This window comes from Cohnella terricola, from assembly GCF_007786475.1.
Lineage (GTDB): Bacteria > Bacillota > Bacilli > Paenibacillales > Paenibacillaceae > Cohnella > Cohnella terricola.
The window spans coordinates 329,927-352,602 of record NZ_VNJJ01000002.1 but is presented as its reverse complement, the minus strand read 5'-3'; the positions used below and the strand labels follow the sequence as shown (position 1 = coordinate 352,602).

Below are 22,676 nucleotides of genomic sequence, written 5' to 3'. Positions count from 1 at the left end.
CCATACTTATCTGAATCATCTCCGACATAAACGTTATCCCGTCGATTCTAAGAACGGGGTAAGCTGTTTATGTTTAACCGATATGATCGATTACGCGAGAATGGCCACCTTATTTCGATCCGGCCGCAGCAGCCACATCAGTTGAGCGATTAAGATCGCAATGACTAGAAAGTCATAAACATGAGTACTTGGCGCGTTGCCTGTAAAATTAATGAAGTTATGTAACCCGTGGAACAGAATGGATGGCAGAATCGCTTTATTTTTGACGACAAGCAAAGCAAGAACAAAGCCGAGAATGAAGGCATACGCGATTTGCAGCATCGTATCCTCTAAAGATTGACCGCCAAGCGCCTGCAGCGCATGCGTAACGCCGAACAAAATGCTAGATACGCCAACCGCAACAGCTTTTCCCCTCTGGATCAAAGCCCGCAGGATGATCCCTCGGAACAACGTCTCTTCAACAAAACCGACCAACAACAGCTGGGATAACAGCATGTAAACGAAAAAGGAGACGGGCTGATCCTGGAAGCCGCGGTTGCCAACGACGAGAAGGATTAAGATCAGCAGCAATGGCAAGTATTCTGCCCATTGTTTTGCGGTTAAGCTACGCAGGCTGCCGAAATAGAACGTTCGCCAGTTCTTGGTTACGGATAGGTAGATCAATAAAAACAAAGCGATAGGAACAAACCCTAGAAACGGTGCGAGCGGATGCGTCATTTCGGCGATGGATACATAGGCGCTTCCCCCGGCGACGCATACGATAAGGGCAAGCTCTATCCAAAGGATCAGTAGGTAGGGCCGTTTTACAGAGTAACCGTCTTGTTTGTGCATGCTAAAAATTCTCCTTGTTTATGATTTGTTTAATCCACTCGTTTTCCATTTGAAAAAATTTCAGACCATAATGCATCGTGGAAACACGGTAGTAATACTGATCCTTTTTATCCAACTGATCCAGTTCTTGAGAGACAACTGCTTGCACGGCTTTGAGCTGGTTAAGCGTACGTTCGATGGAGCGCTGATAGTCGTGCAGGTTGCGCCGTTTTGTCTCTTCGTCGAGATAGTCGTAGAAAAAAACTTTGACCATATATTCGCGCTTGTTTGATTTGAGCGGCTCGCTCAGCCATTCTAAGAAATGCTGCCGTCCTTTATTGGTTACGGTATACAGCTTCTTGTTTTTGCTGTCATTCGTCTCTTCTTCAGTCACGAAGCCCTCTGTTACGAGACGTTTTAAGGCCGGATATAGACTGCCATAGCTCATTTTGTAAAAAGTGCCGATCGTTTGCTCGGTAATTTTCTTGATATCGTAGCCGCTCATCCGTCCTTGCATTAGCATGCCAAGCGTAACGAGTTCGATCATGAGTAAGCTCCTTTGAAAATATATCTAAAAGATATATCTATTTGATATATTCAGAATAGAGGAAGATCGCGTTCATGTCAACGGACATTTGCTTTGTTTGCTTTGTTTTCGCTTTCAATGGAAGCCGGATGAATACAGAACTTGGAAATCGGTATTTTCCGAACGTTCTTAGGGGAACAACCTGTCGAATATTCGTAAATAATCGTTGACAGATAGGGTCCAACGACCTAGAATATGGATTGGACATGCAACTGAATATTCTTTTCGTATAATCCCGGGAATAGGCCCGGGAGTCTCTACGAGGTCACCGCAAATGATCTGTCTACGAAAAGGGAAGTATCGCATCGGCGGGGCTTAGCTCCCGCGTGTTGATATATTTCCCGGTTGTGCGGAGCCTGGAGGAGAATCGTCTTCCGGGTTTTTTGTATGTTTTTTCTTAGTTATCCATTTCATTCAAATTTTGAAGGGAGAGTTTATCGAGACATGGAACGTTTCTTTAAGCTGAAGGAACTGGGATCGAACGTACGCACGGAGATCATGGCGGGGATTACGACTTTCATGACAATGGCGTACATTCTGGTAGTTAACCCGGGAATTTTGTCGGGAGCGGGTTTGAGCTTTACGTCCGTATTCTTGGCAACCGCTCTTGCAGCGGGTATTTTTACGATTGCGATGGGATTGTTCGTTAATTTTCCGGTTGCTCTTGCTCCGGGAATGGGGCTTAATGCCTTTTTTGCGACGACGGTCATCACTTCCCAGGCTTCGGGTCATCCGATTACGCCGCAAATGGGACTTGCAGCGGTCTTTATCTCGGGGATTATCTTTTTTATTCTAACGGTAACTCAGGTTCGGCAATTACTCGTCGTTGCGATTCCGGACGCCTTGAAACACGCGATCACGGTCGGTATCGGCCTATTCATCGCGATCGTCGGAATGAAAACGAGCGGCCTGATGACGATCTTGACGTTCGAAGGCGGCGGCACGCTGCTGACGATGGGATCATTGAAGGAACCAACGGTATGGCTTACGATCGCGGGATTGGGCATTATCGGTCTTCTGATGGTGCTTCGCGTTAAAGGCGCGATCCTGATCGGCATGCTGATCATTACGCTGCTCGGCGCGATTCCGGCAGTCGGCTTGGTCGACTTCGGCACGCTGAAGAGCGCAAGCTGGTCTCCGGACTTCGGCGAGTTGAACTTCTGGCATATGGACTTCGCGGATCTGTTCACGACTGGTCTCCTTACGGCGATCGCCACGTTTACTTTCGTTGAATTGTTCGATACTTTCGGCACGCTGGTCGGTACGGCCAACAGAGCCGGATTCTTCAAAAATAAAGAAGAGGGCAACAAAAAAGTCGGCAAAGCAATGTTCGTCGACTCCGTCGCGGTCAGCGGCGGCGCAATGCTAGGCACGAGCACGGTCACGGCTTACGTCGAAAGCTCCGCGGGAATCGCGGAAGGCGGACGTTCCGGCTTGACCGCCGTAACGACGGGCGTATTCTTCCTGTTGTCGCTGTTCTTGCTTCCGATTGCGTTGCTTGTTCCGGCACCGGCTACAAGCGCGGCGCTGATCATCGTCGGCGTGCTCATGGTCCAATCGGTTAAAGATATCGACTTCAATGACCTGGTAATCGGCATTCCGGCATTCCTTACGATTACGATCATGCCTTTCACATACAACATCGCCAACGGTATTTCTTTCGGTATCGTTTCGTACGTTCTGCTTGCATTCGTAACGAACATGGCCGGCGAAAAGAAACATAAGATTCACTGGCTGATGTGGGTACTCTTCGTGGTCGTCATCGCCCGCTACGTATTCGTGGGCGGAGAATAATAAACGGGTTTATGGACCTCGCGTCCATAGCATAAATCAACCCCGCTTCACTTCCGAATTGACGGAGGTGGGGCGGGGTTTTAATATGCGTTCTACCGTATCGGGATGCGCTTGACTATTCCTCTTTACTTTTGCATTGTTAAAATGTTCGAAAAACGAAGCCGATTCAATCGGGTATATGCGCAGTTTAGACGGGAGATGAGAGGATGGAAATGAAGCAAACGCTACAAGAGATCGCCGAGCTGCTGCGGGACAAGCTTCCCGAGCTGGGCCATTCGCTGAATCCGCCAGCTGTGGAGGAGGAGCTTCTCAAGGCGGAGGAAGAGCTTGGATATTCCTTGCCCGCGGAGCTGCGGGAGCTCTATCTGACGCATAACGGAGAAAAAGAGGACGGACCCGGCCTGTTTTTCGGCCTGCCTTTTCTTTCGCTAGAGGGCATGCTGGCAGAGTGGAGAATCTGGGAGGGTCTAGAGGAGCAGATGGAGGGGCTGGAATCGGGGCATTACTCCGTTCCGGCAGGCTGGATTAAAGAGCGGTACATCAATCGCGGATGGTTACCGATCAGCAAAGATTGGGGCGGCAACAATCTAGGAGTCGACATGGACCCGGATCGGGAAGGGACGGCAGGGCAGATCATCAATTTCGGCCGCGACGAAGAAATCAAATACGTCATTGCCCGTAATCTCAGGCATTGGCTGCAATTTATTCGCGATACGGCTAAAGCCGGCAATTATACCGTACATGAAGAGGACGAATACCGTCATTGGACATTGGGACGTGACGGCAGCACGCATCTGTTCGACGCGGTGCGCTCGCTGGAACTCCCGGTGCTCGAACCGGTTCAGCCGAAGGTGCCGGAAGTGGACGCCGCTGAATGGATGAGCGGGCTCGATCAAGAGTGGCAAACCCGGGTCGCGAATAACGGAGGCACCCCGGACAAATTTCTCCGCACGAAACGGCTGATGTTTATCCGCGAGGGGCTGACCGACATTTCTCCGCTGGCCCGCTGCGAGGAAGTAAGAGAGCTTGTTCTAAGCAGGAACGAGATCAGCTCCGTTACGGCTTTAAGCGGCTGCACGCAGCTGAAGACGCTGTATCTGGGCGGCAATCCCGTTACGGATCTACGTCCGTTGCAAGGTCTCAAGCACTTGAAGGAGCTGATTCTATCGGAGTCGGCCGTTGCCGATCTATCTCCGTTAAGCGCGATGGCAAGCTTGCGAGCGCTGGATGTTCAGCAGACGCCGATTCGCGATTATTCTCCGCTGCGGCAGCTCGCAAGTCTGCGCGTTTTGGAGGTTAGCGACCCGGATGCAGATCAGGTTCGCCAACTGGCCGAGCTTAGGCAGCTTAAGGAGCTGACGATCGTTCGGCTAGGGGCCGGAGCCGAAAGCGAGCTGAAGGCGTTGGGACAGCTGAGCAATCTAGAAATTCTTCATCTGGACGAGGTGAGCTTGAACAGCCTGAGCTTTGTCCGCAAATGCCGCAAGCTCCGGACGGTCACAATCAAAAATTCGTCGGTGCAGGACGCTTCGGCGCTCGGCGAACTGCCCAACCTGCACAGTTTGGAGCTGCAAGGCAGCCCCGAAATTGGCGGTTTGGAGAGGGTGGCGAAATCGGACTCGCTGAAGCGGGCGTCAGTCGCCTTCCCGCAATTCGTTCTGCTCTCGAAGCATTCGAACCGCTATTTCGATTTTTCGACAATGAACGGCAGAATGACCGACGAAGAATCCACAATTTGGCATCAGTATTTGGACCTCGCGCGCGAAACGTCGCGTTAAATCCGAATCGGTCAACGGTAGAGAAGATGGCCTTCAACGCTCCGTTAGGGCGCGAGAGGCCTTTTTCCGTCAAGTCTGTATTGGATTTTCGTCAAAAACCGAACATTAATAATATTTATCAATGAAAGCGTTCGTCTTTGTTTGACAGTCCCCCCTGCTCTAAGGTAAACTTAGAAGCGTAAATAAGCAAAATGACTTGCCGTTCGTCAGGCAAGGCGCCAAGCGCGTATATGTCGGGAATCGGCCCGAACGTCTCTACCCGGAAACCCTAATTTTCGGACTACGCGGAAGTCACAGGCGGTATAAAATAGAAGCGCGAACCCATCAAGGTTCGGGCTTTGTCTTGTCGCTGCTGGCTATCGTGTTGGAAGTGGAGAACGTAGGTCGATTGGGGAATACTGAAGGTATTCTCATCGATCTTTTTTTCATTTTATGGTAAAAAACAGAACAGAACGCAACCGGGGAAGGGTGGAAACATGTCGTCACTTGTCGGCGTCATCATGGGAAGTACGTCGGATTGGGAAACGATGAAGAAAGCGTGCGAGATTCTTGAGGAGTTAAACATTCCGTACGAGAAAAAAGTCGTCTCCGCGCATCGGACGCCGGATTTGATGTTCGAATATGCGGAAACTGCAGCCTCTCGGGGGCTGAAGGTCATTATAGCCGGCGCCGGAGGCGCTGCTCATCTGCCGGGTATGGTCGCGGCCAAAACCGTCCTGCCCGTTATCGGAGTGCCCGTTCAATCGAAAGCGTTGAACGGGCTGGATTCGTTGCTGTCGATCGTGCAGATGCCGGGAGGCATTCCGGTCGCGACGGTCGCCATCGGGGCGGCGGGAGCGACGAACGCGGGATTGCTTGCCGCGCAGATGATCGGCTCGTTCAATCCCGAAGTGCAAGCCCGGGTAGCAGCCCGGCGCGATCGGATTACGCAGGACGTATTGGACAACGGGGAGTTGCCGTCATGAGCGCAAGCGAGAACAATGGACTCGTGAATCTGTTTGGCGGCGAAGGCGCGGTTTGCGACGATTTCGGTTGCGAGGTCGTTGGCGGAGAGTCCTCGGCTGGTAACGCTTGCGCTAGGCAGATTATGCCCGGAGCGACGATCGGCGTACTGGGCGGAGGGCAATTGGGCCGTATGCTGGCCCATGCCGGCAATCGACTCGGCTACCGGTTCTTGACGCTGGATCCGACGCCGGACAGCCCTTGCGGGCAGACGGCGGCGCAGATCGTAGCGGCTTACGACGATCGGGAAGCGGCGAGGGAACTGGCTAAGCGCTCCGACGTCATCACGTATGAGTTCGAGAACGTCGACGCGGGAGTGGCGGAAATGCTGGAGCAGCAATCATACGTTCCGCAAGGCAGCGCGCTGCTCTACACGACGCAGCATCGACTGCGGGAGAAAAGAGCGGTCGAAGCTGCGGGTGCGCAGGTAGCTCCTTATGCGGAAGTCGAGAGTTTGGTAGGCCTGCGAACCGCAGCTGCGAAGCTGGGACTTCCGGCGGTGCTCAAGACTGCGACCGGAGGATACGACGGCAAAGGGCAATGGGTGCTGCGGAGCGAGGACGAGCTGGCACCGGCATGGGAAGAGGCTTCGCGAAGCGGAACGCAGCTCGTGCTGGAGAAGTTCATCGCCTTCGATAAGGAAATCTCCGTTATCGCAGCGAGAAGCCCTTCCGGCGAAGTGAAGACGTTCGCCCCGGCGGAAAATATCCACGTTCATAATATATTGCATTTATCTATCGTTCCCGCGCGAGTGGGAGACGAGGTGCTTCGCGAAGCGGAGAAGCTGGCGGTGTCGATCGCCGAGACGCTCGGCGTTGTCGGACTGATCGCCGTCGAGATGTTCGCGACTGCGGACGGCAAGCTGTACGTCAATGAGCTGGCGCCAAGGCCGCACAACTCGGGACATTACACGATGGAAGCTTGCCGCACATCGCAATTCGAGCAGCATATTCGCGCGATCTGCGATTTGCCGCTCGGAGATGCGTCGCTGTTGACGCCGGTCGTCATGGCGAATATTCTCGGCGAGCACATGGACGCTTTGCTGGATTGGATGAAGGAACGCGATGTCGCCGCCGAGAAGCTCGGCGTCGAACCGAAAGTTCACTTGTACGGCAAAGCCGAGGCCAAAGCAAGACGTAAAATGGGACATATCAACGTGTTGGCTCCGAACGTGGACGCCGCGTTGGATTGGATCGCCCAATCGAATATATGGAGGGACTAATCACAAATGTTGGAGCGTTATAGCCGCCCCGAGATGAGGGCCATCTGGACCGAAGAAAACAAATTCAAAGCTTGGTTGGAAGTGGAGCTGTGCGCATGCGAAGCATGGGCGGAGCTTGGCCACATCCCGCATGAAGATACAGTAGAACTTCGCAAGAACGCGAAGTTCGACATCGACCGCATCAACGAGATCGAGTTGGAGACTCGCCACGACGTCATCGCCTTTACCCGCGCGGTATCGGAAAGCTTGGGCGCCGAGCGCAAATGGGTGCACTATGGCCTAACCTCGACGGATGTCGTGGATACGGCGATCGGGTACTTGCTTCGTCAAGCGAACGAAATTTTGCGTCAAGATATTCAAAACTTCATCGCGATCCTCCGCGATCAAGCGATTAAATACAAATCAACTCCGATGATGGGCCGTACGCACGGTGTCCATGCCGAGCCGACGACGTTCGGGTTGAAGCTGGCGCTGTGGCACGAAGAAATGAAGCGGAACCTGGAACGGTTCGAGCATGCGGCGGACGGCGTACAGTTCGGCAAAATGTCCGGAGCCGTAGGCACTTACGCGAATATCGATCCGTTCGTGGAGCAGTTCGTCTGCCAGAAGCTAGGCATCAAGGCAGCTCCGATCTCGACGCAGACGCTGCAGCGCGACCGCCATGCGGAATATATGGCGACGCTGGCTCTGATCGCGACTTCGATCGATAAGTTCGCGACGGAAATCCGCGGGTTGCAGAAGAGTGAGTTCCGCGAAGTGGAAGAGCCGTTCGGCAAAGGTCAGAAAGGCTCGTCGGCGATGCCGCACAAGCGCAATCCGATCGGTTGCGAGAATATGAGCGGCCTGTCCCGCGTCATTCGCGGACATATGCTGACGGCGTACGAGAACGTGCCGCTGTGGCATGAGCGCGACATCTCGCACTCTTCGGCGGAGCGGGTCATCCTGCCGGATGCGACGATGCTGCTGAACTATATGCTGAACCGTTTCGGCAATATCGTGAAGAACTTGACGGTATTCCCGGAAAATATGAAGCGCAACATGACTCGCACATATAATGTTCCTTTCTCCGGACGCGTGATGACGAAGCTGATCGACAAAGGCTTCAGCCGCGAGCAAGCGTACGATACGGTGCAACCGCGCGCGATGCAAGCTTGGGAAGAGCAACGCGACTTCCGCGATATCGTGGGGTCTACGAAAGAGATCACGGACGTGCTGTCCGCTGAAGAAATCGCCGATTGCTTCGATCCGACGTGGCACTTGAAGCATGTGGATACGATTTTCGACCGTCTCGGTTTGAAATAAGACGTTTATATAATGAAGGAACGCGAGGAGGCCAACATGACTACCCAAGCTTTGGCTACGGCCGAAGGGCTCGTTAAAGCCCCCCTGATCCATAAGGGCAAAGTCCGGGAGCTTTACGATCTCGGCGAACATCTATTGATCGTGGTAACCGACCGGATATCTGCGTTCGACTACGTGCTGGACCCGCCCGTTCCGGGCAAAGGCAGCGTACTTAACGGCTTGAGCGCCCACTGGTTCGAATTAACGTCGAGTGTTCAGCCGAACCATGTCGTTCACACCGACGTTAGCTTGCTGGGCGATATCGTCAGCGAGCCGGAGAAGCTTGCCGGGCGGATCATGGTTAGCCGCAAAGCGCAACGGGTCGACATCGAATGCGTCGTGCGCGGGTATATCACGGGCGGCGGATGGCGGCAGTATCAAGCGAGCGGCGAAGTGAACGGTATCCCGTTGCCTCAGGGGCTCCATAAAAACTCGAAGCTCGAGCAGCCGATCTTCACGCCGGCCGGCAAGAACGATGTCGGGCATGACGAAGACATCCCGTTCGAGGAGATGGCCCGCCGCGTCGGCACCGAACTGGCGGAAGCTTTGCGCGATCGCAGCCTGAAGCTGTACGAGTTCGGCCGGGATTATTGCGCGAAGCGCGGCATCATCCTCGCGGATTGCAAGTTCGAGTTCGGCTTGATCGACGGAGAGATCATCCTGATCGACGAGCTGTTTACTCCGGATTCCTCGCGTTTCTGGGCGGAAGAGAACTATAAGCTCGACGTCGAGATCGACAGCATGGACAAGGAGCCGGTGCGCGCTTACCTCGCGGGATCGGATTGGGACAAGAACAGCCCGCCGCCGCCGCTTCCGGCAACCGTCGTTGAAGCGACCACGTCGCGGTACAACGATATTTACCGCCGACTGGCGGAGTAGCAAAGTTGGCGATTCCGCCGCTGTAACGATCTGCGGGACCGTTAGGACGACTAAAGTTGGCGATTCCGCCGCTGAAACGATCTGCGGGACCGTAAGTGGTGGCACTCACCGAAAGTGCGGCGAGATAAGACACTGAGGGTGCGTTATTGGCGGCGCGGGCCGAGAGTGCGGCGAGATAAGACACTGAGAGTGCGTTATTGGCGGCGCGGGCCGAGAGTGCAGCGTGATAAGACACTGAGAGTGCGTTATTGGCGGAGCGGGCCGAAAGTGCGGCGCGATAAGACACTGAGGGTGCGTTATTGGCGGCGCGGGCCGAGAGTACGGCGAGATAAGACACTGAGAGTGCGTTATTGGCGGCGCGGGCCGAGAGTGCAGCGTGATAAGACACTGAGAGTGCGTTATTGGTGGCGCAGGCCGAGAGTGCGGCTCGATAAAGCACCAAGAGTGCGTTATTGAAGAAGCTGACCACTACCCAAACTATTTTTAACAAGCCATATGTCCTTATAGAATCCAACTACTCATCACCATCCCATATCAGGAGGAACTCCCACATGAAAGCAAAGGTATACGTGACGATCAAGCAGAACGTGCTCGACCCTCAAGGCAACGCCGTACAAGGCGCGCTCCACACGCTGGGTTTCAACGAAGTGAGCAAAGTGAGAATCGGCAAATACATGGAGCTCGACCTGGATACGAACGACCGCGCTCAAGCGGAGGAAAAGCTCAAAGTCATGTGCGAGAAGCTTCTGGCGAACACGGTCGTCGAAGACTATCGCTTTGAATTGGAGGACTGAGGCGCCCATGAAATTCGCTGTCCTTGTTTTCCCGGGTTCCAACTGCGACATCGACTGCTACAAAGCGGTAGAAGATACGGTCGGCGAAGCCGTCGATTACGTGTTCCATACGGCAACTGATCTGTCCGCTTACGACGCGATTCTCGTGCCGGGAGGATTCTCCTACGGGGATTACCTGCGCTGCGGCGCGATCGCTCAATTCGCTCCCGTCATGGCGGAAGTGAAGAAAGCGGCCGAACAAGGCAAGTTCATCCTCGGCATCTGCAACGGATTCCAAATCTTGACCGAAACGGGCCTGCTCCCAGGCGCGCTGATCCGCAACAACTCTCTGAAATTCCGCTGCCACCAAGTCGGCCTTAAAGTAGAGAACGCCACTACGGGCTTCACGAACGACTACAAGCAAGGCGAGGTCATCACGATCCCGATCGCGCACGGCGAAGGAAGCTACTATGTGAACGATGAGACTTTGGCACAATTGAAAGCCAATAACCAGATTGTTTTCCGCTATGCGGGGGAAAATCCGAACGGTTCGGTCGACAATATCGCCGGCGTCTGCAACGAAGCGGGCAACGTCGTCGGCATGATGCCTCACCCGGAACGCGCGGTCAAAGAAATTCTCGGCTCCGCCGACGGCGCTCGAATGTTTACGTCAGTACTTAACGCTTGGAGGGAACGTAATGGCGCAGCAAGTATCCGCTAAAGAACCAACAGCCCTGCAGATCGCAGAGCAGAAAATATATAAGCAATTCGGCGTATCGGAAAAAGAGTACGAGCTCATCTGCGACTTTATGGGACGTCAACCTAACTATACGGAGATCGGCGTATTCAGCGTTATGTGGTCCGAACACTGCGCATACAAGAACTCCAAGCCGCTGCTCAGAAGATTCCCGACGTCCGGCCCTCGCGTCCTGATGGGACCCGGCGAAGGCGCGGGCATCGTCGACATCGGCGACAACCAAGCGGTCGTGTTCAAGATCGAATCCCACAACCACCCTTCCGCGGTCGAACCGTACCAAGGCGCGGCTACGGGCGTGGGCGGCATTATTCGCGATATTTTCTCGATGGGCGCTCGTCCAGTCGCCTTGCTGAACTCCTTGCGCTTCGGCCGTCTCGAGAGCGAGCGCGTGCGCTACCTGTTCGAGCACGTCGTCAGCGGGATCGCGGGTTACGGCAACTGCATCGGCATCCCGACGGTCGCGGGCGAAGTTATGTTCGACGAAGCTTACGAAGGCAACCCGCTCGTAAACGCGATGTGCGTCGGGCTGATCGATCACGATAAAATCCAACGCGGCGTCGCCAAAGGCATTGGCAATCCGGTATTCTACGTCGGACCGGCAACAGGCCGCGACGGTATCCACGGCGCGACGTTCGCATCCGAGGATCTGACGGCGGAATCCGAAGCGAAGCGTTCGGCGGTACAAGTCGGCGATCCGTTCATGGAAAAGCTGGTCATGGAAGCGACGCTCGAACTGATCGACTCCGGCATCGTGCTTGGCATCCAGGATATGGGCGCAGCCGGACTTACTTGCTCGAGCGCGGAGATGGCAAGCAAAGCGGGCAACGGCATGGAGCTGTACCTCGACGAGGTGCCGCAGCGCGAAGAAGGCATGACGGCGTACGAAATGATGCTGTCCGAGTCGCAGGAGCGGATGCTGTTCGTCTGCGAGCCTCAGCACGAAGAGCAGGCGAAAGGCATTTTTGCACGGTGGGGACTGCATTGCGCCAAAGTCGGCAAAGTGTCCGACGACGGTCGCCTGAAGCTGTTCCACAAAGGCGAGCTTGTCGGCGACATGCCGGTTAAAGCTCTCGTCGACGACTGCCCGGTTTACAACAAACCGTCGGCGGTTCCGGAATATTACCTGAAGAACGGTTCGATCGACACGAACCGCTACGAGCAAACGATCGACTTGAACGGAGCCCTGAAGAAAGTGCTCGGTTCACCTTCGCTCGCAAGCAAAGAGTGGGTTTACAACCAATATGATTACATGGTGCGCACGGAAACGGCTGTACGTCCGGGTTCGGACGCGGCGGTCGTTACGATCCGCGGCACGCGCAAAGGCCTTGCGATGACGACGGACTGCAACGGACGTTACGTTTATCTGGACCCAGAAGTCGGCGGCCGGATCGCGGTAGCGGAAGCGGGGCGCAACATCGTCTGCTCCGGTGCCGAGCCGCTGGCGATTACGGACAACTTGAACTTCGGCAGCCCGGAGAAACCGGAAGTGTTCTGGCAGATGGAGAAGGCAGTCGATGGCATGGCGGAAGCTTGCCGCTTCCTCGATACGCCGGTCATCGGGGGCAACGTGTCGCTCTATAACGAAAATACGAAAGGCGCGATCTACCCGACGCCAGTTGTCGGCATGGTCGGTCTCGTACACGATACGGATCACATCACGACGCAAGAGTTCAAAGCCGAAGGCGACGTTATCTTCTTGCTCGGTGAGACGAAAGCAGAGATCGGCGGCAGCGAGTTCCAATACGCGGTACATGGCGTAACGGAAGGCCGTCCTCCGGAATTGGATCTGGCAACCGAGAAAAAAGTGCAACAGACGGTGCTTGGCGCGATTCAACAAGGGCTCGTCGCTTCGGCGCACGACTTGTCCGAAGGCGGCCTAGCGGCTGCTCTGGCGGAAGCGGGCTTTGGACGCGGCCTCGGCGTGAACGTGACGTTCGAGACGAACTTGCGTCTGGACCTGGCGCTGTTCAGCGAATCGCAATCGCGTATTTTGCTGTCGGCGAAGCCGGAACTTGCGGATAAGCTGGCAGCCGCGATCGAAGCAGCGGGCGTTCCTCTGCAGCGGCTCGGCACGGTATCGGGCGATCGCCTGAAAGTCCGCATCGGCGGACACGATGCGATCGATGCTTCGGTCGAAGAGCTTCGCCAAGCGTGGAAGCAAGCGATCCCGAACCACATGAACGGACAAACGGCATGACATCTAGCGTTGTGAACGGGGGGACAGCAGTGACGCGGCTCTGGACCGGGGATTATTACAACGAAGGCAACGGCAGCAAGGAATCCATTTTCGACAAAGTTAAGGAAGAGTGCGGCGTGTTCGGGGTGTACGGTCACCCCGACGCGGCCAACCTTTCCTACTACGGGCTGCACGCATTGCAGCACCGCGGAGAGGAAAGCTGCGGCATCTGCACGTCCGACGACGGCGTTTTTAATTTCCATAGAGGCATGGGGCTCGTGAAAGAAGTGTTCGACCGCGATCGCCTGGAATCGTTGAAGGGCAGTCAAGCGATCGGACACGTCCGGTACTCGACCTCCGGTTCTAGCCAGCTCGGAAATGCGCAACCGCTCGTGTTCAAATACCGCGGCGGCGACCTGGCTGTCTGCACAAACGGTAATCTGGTGAACGAGCCGGGTATTCGCAAAGAGCTGGAAGAGTCGGGTTCGATTTTCCAGACGACGAGCGACACGGAAGTGATCGCGCATCTGATCGCGCGTTCTCCGAAGGATCTGATCGAAGCGGTGAAAGACGCTTTCTCGCGGCTGATCGGAGGTTATGCGTTCCTGATCCAGACGAAGGACTGCCTGATCACGGCATGCGATCCGCACGGTTTGCGTCCGATGGTTATGGGTCGGCTCGGAGAAGCTTATATTTTCGCTTCGGAGTCTTGCGCGCTGGAGACGATCGGCGCACAATACGTTCGCGATATCCAACCGGGCGAGCTGCTTGTGGTCGATAAGAACGGCTTGCGCGAGGATCGTTTTGCGCCGATGGTGCGCCGGGCGATGTGCGCGATGGAATATATCTATTTCGCCAGGCCGGATAGCGACATCTACGGCGTGAATCTGCACACTTCACGGAAGCGGATGGGCCAGATTCTGGCGCAGGAATCGTTCGTCGACGCGGACGTCGTCACCGGCGTTCCGGATTCGAGCATTTCGGCGGCGATCGGTTACGCGGAGCAGACGGGCATTCCTTACGAATTGGGATTGATCAAAAACAAATATACCGGACGCACGTTTATCCAGCCTTCGCAGGAGCTTCGCGAGAAGGGCGTTAAGATGAAGCTGTCGGCGGTACGCAAAGTCGTAGAAGGCAAACGCGTCGTCATGATCGACGATTCGATCGTCCGGGGCACGACTTCGCTGCGGATCGTGAACATGCTTCGCGACGCGGGCGCACTCGAGGTTCATGTGTGCATCACTTCGCCGCCGTTCATGAACCCTTGTTATTACGGCATTGATACGCCGAATCCGGCGGACTTGATCGCTTCGAGCAAGACGGTGGAGGAAATCCGCCAGGCGATTAACGCGGACTCTCTCTTTTTCCTTAGCGAAAAAGGGCTAAAGGACGCGGTCGGCGTTCACGAGAACGAGTATAACAACGGATTGTGCATGGCGTGCTTCAACAACGATTATCCGACGCCCGTTCAATTCGAGGACGCCAAGCTGACCTCTTGCAGTTGCGATTAATTGCGGCTTAAACGCACCAAATAAGCTCGCCCGGCGAGCTTCAAAGTATAAGGGAGTTGAAACCATTGTCTGAAGCGTACAAACAAGCTGGAGTCGATATCGCGGCCGGCAACGAAGCGGTTGAACGGATGAAGAAACACGTCAAAAAGACGTTTCGTCCGGAAGTGCTGACGGGTCTCGGCGGATTCGGCGGATTGTTCAGCCTGAACAAAGACAAGTATGAGGAGCCCGTGCTCGTCAGCGGAACAGACGGCGTAGGCACGAAGCTAAAGCTTGCGTTCGCGATGGACAAGCACGACACGATCGGCATCGACGCCGTTGCCATGTGCGTCAACGACGTCGTGGTGACCGGGGCCGAACCTCTGTTCTTCCTCGACTACCTGGCTTGCGATCGCGTCATTCCCGAGAAGATCGAAGCGATCGTCAAAGGCGTTGCCGATGGTTGCGAACAAGCTGGCTGCGCGCTGATCGGCGGTGAAACCGCGGAAATGCCGGGTATGTACGCCGAAGGCGAATACGATATCGCCGGATTTACGGTCGGCATCGTTGACCGTAAGAAAGCGATCGACGGTTCGACGATCAAGCCGGGCGACGCCCTCATCGGACTGGCTTCCAGCGGCATTCATTCGAACGGCTTCTCGCTCGTTCGCCGTCTGCTGCTCGAACAAAGCGGTTACTCGCTGACGGACAAGCCGGCGGAGCTGGAAGGCCGTACGCTGGGCGATGTCCTAATCGAGCCAACCCGTATTTACGTCAAGCAAATTCTGAAGCTGCTCGAGAGCGTCTCGGTCAAAGGGATGGCTCACATTACGGGCGGCGGATTCATCGAGAATATTCCACGGGTACTGCCTGAAGGCACGAACGCCGACATCGTTCGCGGCTCCTGGCCGGTACTGCCGATCTTCGGCCTGATGCAGCAGAAAGGCAGCATCTCCGATCGCGACATGTACACGACGTTTAACATGGGCATCGGCATGGTGCTCGTCGTTCCCGCGGAGCAAGCGGAACAAGCGCTGGCGATCGTGAAGGAGCAAGGCGAGCAGGCTTATCGCATCGGCACGGTGACTGAAGGCAGCAAGATCGTCACGTTCGAAGGCGCGGAGCTGCCATGACCGCGTCGTCGCAGCTGCTGAAGGTAGCGGTATTCGCATCCGGAAGCGGAAGCAATTTTCAGGCGCTTGTCGAAGCGATCCGGGAGCAGAACGTTCCTGCGACGGTATCGTTGCTCGTCTGCGACAAGCCGGAAGCGAAGGTGGTCCAACGCGCGGAAGCGCTGGGCATACCGACCTTCCTCTTCGACCCTAAATCGTACGCGACTAGGGAAGCCTACGAAGAAGAGATCGTCGATCGTCTCCGCGAGGAAGGCGTGGAATTGATCGTGCTGGCCGGTTATATGAGGCTAATTACCGCGACGCTCGTGGAGCCTTATTACGGTCGGATGATCAACGTCCACCCGGCTATGCTGCCGTCCTTCCCGGGGGTGCGGGCGATCCGCCAGGCGCTGGAATACGGCGTCAAGCTGACTGGCGTAACCGTACACTTCGTAGATGGCGGAATGGATTCCGGCCCGATTATCGCGCAGAAAGCCGTCGAGATCCGGGATGACGATACGGAAGAAACGCTGGCGGAACGCTTGCATAAGGTTGAACACGAGTTATTGCCGAAGGCCGTTCGCTGGATTGCGGAAGGCCGCGTGACGTTGAACGAACGGAAAGTGAACATTCGTCTCGGCGATTAACGCCGGGCAACGAGGCGAAACAGGAAAGGACGAGAACACTATAATGAGCGAGATCCACGAAATTGCTTTACGCTACGGCATGAACCCGCACCAGAAAGAAGCGAAGCTGTTTGCAGACGGCAAGCCGCTGCCGCTCACCGTGGTAAACGGGGACCCGGGCTTCATCAATCTGCTCGACGCTTTGAACGCGTTCCAACTCGTACGCGAGCTCCGTCAAGCGACCGGGCTTCCGGCCGCCGCTTCCTTCAAGCACGTAAGTCCTGCGGGAGCGGCTGTCTATTCGCCGTTATCGCCGGAATTGGCGAAGGCTTATTTCGTCGACGGAACCGAGCTTTCTCCTCTGGCGACCGCTTACGCCCGCGCTCGTGGAGCCGACCGCATGTCCTCCTTCGGAGACGCGGCCGCGCTTAGCGACGTCGTGGACGCATCGACGGCGACGCTCTTGAAACGCGAAGTGTCCGATCTGATCGTGGCGCCGGGCTATACGCCGGAGGCGCTCGACATTCTGAAGCAGAAGAAGGGCGGCAAGTACCTGATTCTTCAGATCGACCCAGAATACGTACCGGACCCGATCGAGACCCGTACGCTGTTCGGCATGAAGCTGCAGCAGGAGCGCAATAGCGCCGTGCCGGACGCCTCGGTGTTCGACATCGCTAACGTCGTGACGGCGAACAAGGACATTTCGGAAAGCGCCAAGCGCGACATGCTCGTAGCGCTCATCACGCTCAAATATACGCAGTCCAACTCCATCTGTTATACGCTGGACGGACAGACGATCGGCATCGGCGCCGGCCAGCAATCGCGCATTCACTGCACGCGCCTCGCCGGAGACAAAGCGGACCGCTGGTATCTCCGGCAGCATCCAGCCGCGCTGAACATGAAGTTCCGCGAAGGTCTGGCGCGTGCCGAGCAGAACAACGCCATCGACCTGTGGCTCGAGGACGAGGTGACCCCGATCGAGCAAGCGGCTTGGGAAAGCTGCTTCGAGGTCGTACCAGCCCGCCTGACTCGCGAAGAAAAGCGCGAATGGCTGAACGGCTTGAAGGGCGTCTCCTACGGCTCCGACGCTTTCCTTCCGTTCCGCGACAACCTCGACCGCGCCAGCCGGAGCGGCGTGCAATACGTCATTCAAGCCGGCAAGTCGCTGCGGGACGAAGAAGTGGTGCAAGCCGCGAACGACTACAACATGGTGATGGTATACTCGGGAGTTCGCCTGTTCCACCACTAAATAGGAAGTTCAAAAAGTCCAATTTTGATCACGAAGATGATCGGGAAGCGGATTCGACATCGAATCTTGAACTCAGCCGGATCTTCCGGTACTCATGTAGGTCTGCCTACACTCCGTTCCTCATCACCGGTCTTCATCCAACCTTCTCGGTGCTGAAATTCGGACTTTTTGAACATGTATATGAAGGAAAGGGGCGGGGAGAATGTCCGCAAAATGGCAAGAGCTGGCGGAACGCACCGTTCAGCAGTTGAAATCAAACGACTATCCGGGTCGCGGAATCGTCATCGGCTTGACGCCGGACGCATCGCGGTACGTGCAGGTTTACTGGATTATGGGCAGAAGCGAGAACAGCCGCAATCGTATTTTCGTGCCGGAGGACAACGGTTTTCTGCGCACGGAAGCGCGCGATCCGGCCAAGCTGTCCGATCCTTCTCTCATTATCTATTATCCGCTCCGCCATGAAGGCGGCGCGCATATCGTCACGAACGGCGACCAGACCGACACGATCTGGGAAGCGCTGCGAAGCGGCGGCACCTTCGAGCAGGCTCTGGCGAAGCGCACGTACGAGCCGGACCCGCCGAACTTCACGCCTCGCATCTCGGGCATCGTCGATCTGAACGATAAGCAGAATGCCTATAAGCTGTCGATCCTGAAGTCGAACGAGAACGACGAATCCCAGACGAAGCGCCAATATTTCCACTATGAAAAAGCGATCGCGGGATACGGACACTTCATCTCGACGTATCAAGGAGACGGCAATCCGCTGCCTTCTTTCGCGGGTGAGCCGCAGCTCGCTCCGCTGTTCAATGACGAACAGGAGACGGCGCGGTTTTACTGGAATCTTCTGAACGAGGACAACAAAATCTCCTTGCTCGTGAAGACGATCCGCATATCCGACGGCGAAGTATCCTTGAAGGTCATCAACAAGGATTCCGAAGGAGGCGTCTAATCGTGCGCATTCTGGTTATCGGCCGCGGCGGCCGCGAGCATGCGATCGTCTGGGCGCTTAAGAAGAGCGAGAAGGTTCAACAAATCTATTGCGCACCCGGCAACGCGGGCATCGCCCAACTGGCGGAGAACGTGGACATCGGCGAGATGGAGTTCGCGCGTCTTGTGGCATTCGCCAAAGAGCAGGCGATTGATCTCGTTGTTGTCGGACCGGACGACCCGCTGGCCGCGGGTATCGTCGACGAGTTCGAGGCGGCTTCGATTCCGGTATACGGCCCGCGCAAGAATGCCGCCGAGATCGAGGGCAGCAAGATTTTCATGAAAAACCTGCTGCGCAAATACGAGATTCCGACCGCGAAGTACGAGACGTTCACCGATTACGAGTCGGCCAAAGCTTATCTCGGTCAGCAATCGCTGCCGATCGTCATTAAAGCGGATGGGCTTGCCGCGGGCAAGGGTGTAACGGTCTGCTTCTCGCGTGAGGAAGCGGATAAGGCGCTCGAGGAGACGATGGTGAGCAAATCATTCGGCTCCGCGGGGGACAAGGTGGTCATCGAGGAGTTTCTGGAAGGACAGGAGATGTCCATTCTGGCGTTCGTGGATGGCAACGACGTTCGCGCGATGTCGCCGGCCCAAGACCATAAGCAAGTGTTCGACAACGATAAGGGACCGAATACGGGAGGAATGGGCACGTACTCGCCGCTTCCGCATATCGACCAGTCGATCATCGACGACGCGATTGAGAACATCGTGAAGCCGACCGCCCGCGCGATGGTGTCCGAAGGGCGTCCGTTCCGCGGCGTTCTGTTCGCCGGTCTGATGATTACGAAAGACGGTCCGAAGACGATCGAATTCAATGCGCGTTTCGGCGATCCGGAGACGCAAGTCGTGTTGCCTCGTCTGGAGACGGATTTACTGGACATCTTCCTCGCGTCGATCAACGGCACGCTTGATCAGATCGACATTCGTTGGAGCGACGAGTCGGCCGTGTGCGTCGTGCTCGCTTCGGGCGGCTACCCCGGCTCTTATCCGAAGGGCTTCCCGATCGACGGTCTGGACAGCGTAACGGTTCCCGGCGCGCTTGTCTTCCACGCGGGAACCGCGCTAAAAAACGGACGGGTCGTGACGAACGGCGGACGGGTGCTCGGCGTCGTCGGACGCGGCGTGAGCATCGCGGAAGCGCGGGCTAACGCTTATGCGGCTGCGGCCGGCATCACGTTCGAGGGCAAACAGAATCGCACAGACATCGCGGCCAAGGCGCTCGTGTAATGCGCCAAAATAGTTTATTCAAATAAGCCACTGGTACGGATAGCTTGCGCAAGCAAGCGGCCCGCACCAGTGGCTTATTCTTTATAGAACAGCGACTTGCGATGAGCCAGAACCAAGGCGACCGCATAAATGACGCCGAGGATGATCAGTACGGTCAAAACGTGGGACGACACCCACCGGACGAAGTTTTCCATGGCTACATCTCCCATGAGCAAAATGGCCCCCGTCGCTTTGCGGATCAGCGGCAAGGTTATGGGATAAGATTCCCCTTTTTTCGTGGAATCATGAGACTTTCTCAGTTCAGGCCGGGCTCTGGCTCCCTTCGCCGCGGACATGGTAAAATAAGAACATCATACGAAATTGACGCAAGGCTCCTCAGGTCGCCAAGACGGATAAGGGAAGGGCGAATGTTTGGTATGGCCAAGGGCTTCATTACAAGCATCGAACGTTTCAAGCCGCATACTTTTCAGGCCGAGCAGGGAGAAGGCCTGTTCATGTCGCATTCGCACGAATACGACGAGCTGACGTTGATATTGCACGGAGAAGGATATTACAGCGCTAACGATCAAAATATTAAGGTGTCTGCGGGAGATTTGATCCTGATTCCTTCCGGCCTGCATCACGGCTTCGTCTGCACCGAGCCGTGGGCGGGGCTGTCCGTGCATTTTCTCTATGCCAAGGTTCCGGCTTATACCCAATACTTGTTCCTTAACGCTTATCAGAAGCCGCATCGACTTTGGAGCGCGCATCTGGACGAAGGGGACAGGCAATGGGCGGAAATGAGTCTGACCCGACTGGAGAGGGAATGGCATTTCGAGGAACGAGGCGACTATTCCTACGATCTGATGAGAATCGCATTCGAAACGGTGCTGCTGTTGTTCCATCGGAACGCCATCGCCGCTCCCGACGCCGAGACGAACGGTGATAAGCGGATCGTGCAAGAGGTGCTGAAGGAGATTCACAGAAACTACAACACGCCGATCACGATTCACGATATTGCCGCTCGTCATTATTTGTCGGAGAGCATTCTGCGCAAAAAGTTTTCGGAAGCGGTAGGCGTTTCTCCCAAGCAGTACGTCATCAATCTGCGGATCGAGGAAGCCAAGAGACTGCTGCGCCAGACTGGCAAAGCGATCGAGTTTATTTCATCCGAGGTCGGTTTCACGAGCTCCAGCCGCTTTTACGAGCAGTTCGTAAAATCCGTCGGAATCACTCCGCTCGAGTGGCGCAAGCAAATTTAGAATGAATAAGCATACGAAGGGGCTTCCGGAGGTCGAACCGACTTAAGAGGAAGCCCCTTATTCATGCGTCTAGCGAACCGAGAATTTCGCCGTTTTCGACCGTCGAAATCGCAACGGTAACGCTCTTTTTTGCGGAATAAATAAAGCGTTTTCATAATTGTTCGTCCCTGACGCGCGCCTATAATTAAAGGTGAAGACAGATCTAATACAAAAGGGAGTGTCTATCAGATGAGACTCGGAAAGGGTAAAAGCTTGCTTGCCGTTACGGCGTCGTTGACGCTGCTCGCGGGAATGACCGCTTGCGGCGGCAACAATGGGAAGGAGCCTTCGGCCGGCGCGGATAGCACGGCGAAAAGCACGGCGAAGAGCAGCGCGTCCGGAAGCCAAGCTCCTGGGGGCGATCCGGTTAAGATCAAGTTCGCGGGCTGGGGCGATCCGTCGGAGAAGGAAGTGTTCACCAAGCTGATCAAGGACTTCGAGGCGAAAAATCCGACGATCAAGGTGGAATACTTGCATATTCCGGCAGACTACGTCGGCAAGATGAACACGATTTTGGCGGGAGGCGACGCGCCCGACGTCTTCTACGTGCCGGATGGGGATTTCGGCCGTTGGGTCAGCCAGGGCTTGCTGCATCCGATTCAGGAGTTCGTCGACTCCAGCTCGATCGATACCGGAGACATGTGGGAGTCGGGTCTTCTAAGATACCGTTACGACGGGGCGGTCAACGGGAAAGGTCCGCTTTACGCGCTGCCTAAAGATATCGGTCCGACCGTTCTTTACTACAACAAAGAGATCTTCACCAAAATGAACGTACCGTTCCCGAGCGCCGATACGCCGATGACCTTCGAGCAATTGCTTGATACGGCGAAGAAGCTAACCGTCGAAGAGAATGGGAAGATCAAGCAGTACGGCATGGGGCCGATCTGGTGGGAAGGCTTTGTATTCGGCAACGGCGGCGCGTTCCTCAGCGACGACCGGCGAGAATTCGTCGGCAACGGCGAGGCGGCCGTTGCGGCATTGCAGTTTGCGGCGGATCTGGCCAACGTGCATAAGGTCGTGCCGAACGCAGCGGCTTTGAAGGACATGAACGACAGCCAGATGTTCCAGACGGGCAGGCTGGCGATGATGATTACCGGACGCTGGATGGTACCCGAGTTCCGCAAGCTCGGCTTCGATTGGGACGTCGCTCCGCTGCCGGTGAACAAATGGGCGGGCTGGAGCGGTTCGGTCGGAATCGGCATTTACAGCAAAACGAAGCAAATCGAGGCCGCTTACAAGCTCGTGGAATATTTGGGCGGACCGGAAGGTCAGAAGGAGCAGTCCTTGATGGGCTTCGCGATCCCGAGCTTTAAATCGATGGCCGCCACGGAAGTCTTCCTGCAGCCGGGACAAAAGCCGGAGCATGCGGAGGTGTTCATCAATGCAGCGGAAAACCAAGTGCCGGGCCCGTGGACGAACCTGCCGAACGCTAAATGGTTCGACATGCTGTCCCAAGGGCTGGCCCCCATGTGGGACGGCAAAAAATCGGCCGCCGATGTCTTGAACGGGCTGAAGCCGAAGATCGACGCGGCGATCAAAGAAGGAAATCCGGCGATTTTTAAGTAAAATGGACGCCGGGCG

At 55.8% G+C, this 22,676-nt stretch carries 19 protein-coding genes and 2 riboswitches; of the genes, 17 read left to right on the top strand and 2 right to left on the bottom strand.

All coding sequences use genetic code 11. The features are described from left to right. Positions 1-90: 90 nt before the first annotated feature. Together FPZ45_RS04755 and FPZ45_RS04750 are read right to left on the bottom strand one after the other, a co-directional pair. Positions 91-831: a CPBP family intramembrane glutamic endopeptidase gene (locus FPZ45_RS04755; protein ID WP_144698941.1), complete on the bottom strand. Its 741-nt coding sequence runs from the start codon at positions 829-831 to the stop codon at positions 91-93. A gap of 1 nt (position 832) precedes the next feature. Continuing rightward, positions 833-1,357 (bottom strand): PadR family transcriptional regulator, encoded by a 525-nt coding sequence (locus FPZ45_RS04750; protein ID WP_144698939.1) that lies wholly within the window; start codon positions 1,355-1,357, stop codon positions 833-835. 244 nt (positions 1,358-1,601) lie between these two features. Beyond that, positions 1,602-1,702: riboswitch (purine riboswitch) on the top strand. Positions 1,703-1,840: 138 nt separating this feature from the next. On the opposite strand from FPZ45_RS04750, the gene FPZ45_RS04745 reads away from it, so the two are divergent. The 17 genes from FPZ45_RS04745 (at position 1,841) to FPZ45_RS04665 (ending at position 22,661) form a co-directional block, all read left to right on the top strand. Next, on the top strand, positions 1,841-3,190 hold the full coding sequence (locus FPZ45_RS04745; protein WP_144698937.1) for an NCS2 family permease: 1,350 nt from the start codon (positions 1,841-1,843) through the stop codon (positions 3,188-3,190). A 206-nt stretch (positions 3,191-3,396) separates the two neighbouring features. Further along, the gene (locus FPZ45_RS04740; protein WP_246120322.1) at positions 3,397-4,968 is read left to right on the top strand and encodes an SMI1/KNR4 family protein; all 1,572 of its coding nucleotides are present in this window, start codon (positions 3,397-3,399) and stop codon (positions 4,966-4,968) included. A 204-nt stretch (positions 4,969-5,172) separates the two neighbouring features. Beyond that, positions 5,173-5,271: riboswitch (purine riboswitch) on the top strand. Positions 5,272-5,444: 173 nt separating this feature from the next. Next, positions 5,445-5,933: a 5-(carboxyamino)imidazole ribonucleotide mutase gene (gene purE, locus FPZ45_RS04735; protein ID WP_144698935.1), complete on the top strand. Its 489-nt coding sequence runs from the start codon at positions 5,445-5,447 to the stop codon at positions 5,931-5,933. Positions 5,934-6,055: 122 nt separating this feature from the next. Further along, the gene (gene purK, locus FPZ45_RS04730) at positions 6,056-7,192 is read left to right on the top strand and encodes a 5-(carboxyamino)imidazole ribonucleotide synthase (protein WP_246120335.1); all 1,137 of its coding nucleotides are present in this window, start codon (positions 6,056-6,058) and stop codon (positions 7,190-7,192) included. 6 nt (positions 7,193-7,198) lie between these two features. Then, the gene (gene purB, locus FPZ45_RS04725; RefSeq protein ID WP_144698931.1) at positions 7,199-8,494 is read left to right on the top strand and encodes an adenylosuccinate lyase; all 1,296 of its coding nucleotides are present in this window, start codon (positions 7,199-7,201) and stop codon (positions 8,492-8,494) included. Positions 8,495-8,530: 36 nt separating this feature from the next. Beyond that, positions 8,531-9,412 (top strand): phosphoribosylaminoimidazolesuccinocarboxamide synthase, encoded by an 882-nt coding sequence (locus FPZ45_RS04720; RefSeq protein ID WP_144698929.1) that lies wholly within the window; start codon positions 8,531-8,533, stop codon positions 9,410-9,412. A 551-nt stretch (positions 9,413-9,963) separates the two neighbouring features. Next, positions 9,964-10,206, top strand: a complete 243-nt coding sequence (gene purS / locus FPZ45_RS04715) for a phosphoribosylformylglycinamidine synthase subunit PurS (RefSeq protein WP_144698927.1) — start codon at positions 9,964-9,966, stop codon at positions 10,204-10,206. A 7-nt stretch (positions 10,207-10,213) separates the two neighbouring features. Beyond that, positions 10,214-10,906, top strand: coding sequence for a phosphoribosylformylglycinamidine synthase subunit PurQ (gene purQ, locus FPZ45_RS04710; protein ID WP_144698925.1), 693 nt, complete (start codon positions 10,214-10,216; stop codon positions 10,904-10,906). After that, complete coding sequence (gene purL, locus FPZ45_RS04705) at positions 10,884-13,139, top strand: phosphoribosylformylglycinamidine synthase subunit PurL (protein ID WP_144698923.1); 2,256 nt, start codon at positions 10,884-10,886, stop codon at positions 13,137-13,139. The genes purQ and purL overlap by 23 nt, the downstream gene beginning before the upstream one ends. Further along, the gene (gene purF, locus FPZ45_RS04700; protein WP_144698921.1) at positions 13,136-14,632 is read left to right on the top strand and encodes an amidophosphoribosyltransferase; all 1,497 of its coding nucleotides are present in this window, start codon (positions 13,136-13,138) and stop codon (positions 14,630-14,632) included. Before purL ends, purF begins: the two co-directional genes overlap by 4 nt. Positions 14,633-14,697: 65 nt before the next feature. After that, positions 14,698-15,744 (top strand): phosphoribosylformylglycinamidine cyclo-ligase, encoded by a 1,047-nt coding sequence (purM, locus tag FPZ45_RS04695; RefSeq protein ID WP_144698919.1) that lies wholly within the window; start codon positions 14,698-14,700, stop codon positions 15,742-15,744. Next, positions 15,741-16,370 (top strand): phosphoribosylglycinamide formyltransferase, encoded by a 630-nt coding sequence (gene purN, locus FPZ45_RS04690; protein ID WP_144698916.1) that lies wholly within the window; start codon positions 15,741-15,743, stop codon positions 16,368-16,370. Before purM ends, purN begins: the two co-directional genes overlap by 4 nt. A 43-nt stretch (positions 16,371-16,413) precedes the next feature. Next, positions 16,414-17,598: a phosphoribosylaminoimidazolecarboxamide formyltransferase gene (locus FPZ45_RS04685; RefSeq protein ID WP_144698914.1), complete on the top strand. Its 1,185-nt coding sequence runs from the start codon at positions 16,414-16,416 to the stop codon at positions 17,596-17,598. 202 nt (positions 17,599-17,800) lie between these two features. After that, positions 17,801-18,547, top strand: coding sequence for an IMP cyclohydrolase (locus tag FPZ45_RS04680; RefSeq protein ID WP_144698912.1), 747 nt, complete (start codon positions 17,801-17,803; stop codon positions 18,545-18,547). 2 nt (positions 18,548-18,549) lie between these two features. Then, positions 18,550-19,815 (top strand): phosphoribosylamine--glycine ligase, encoded by a 1,266-nt coding sequence (gene purD / locus FPZ45_RS04675; protein WP_144698910.1) that lies wholly within the window; start codon positions 18,550-18,552, stop codon positions 19,813-19,815. Positions 19,816-20,222: 407 nt separating this feature from the next. Then, positions 20,223-21,056 carry an AraC family transcriptional regulator gene (locus tag FPZ45_RS04670; protein ID WP_144698908.1) on the top strand — a complete coding sequence of 278 codons (834 nt, stop codon included), beginning with the start codon at positions 20,223-20,225 and terminating at the stop codon, positions 21,054-21,056. A gap of 228 nt (positions 21,057-21,284) precedes the next feature. Next, positions 21,285-22,661, top strand: coding sequence for an ABC transporter substrate-binding protein (locus FPZ45_RS04665; RefSeq protein ID WP_246120320.1), 1,377 nt, complete (start codon positions 21,285-21,287; stop codon positions 22,659-22,661). Positions 22,662-22,676 lie beyond the last annotated feature (15 nt).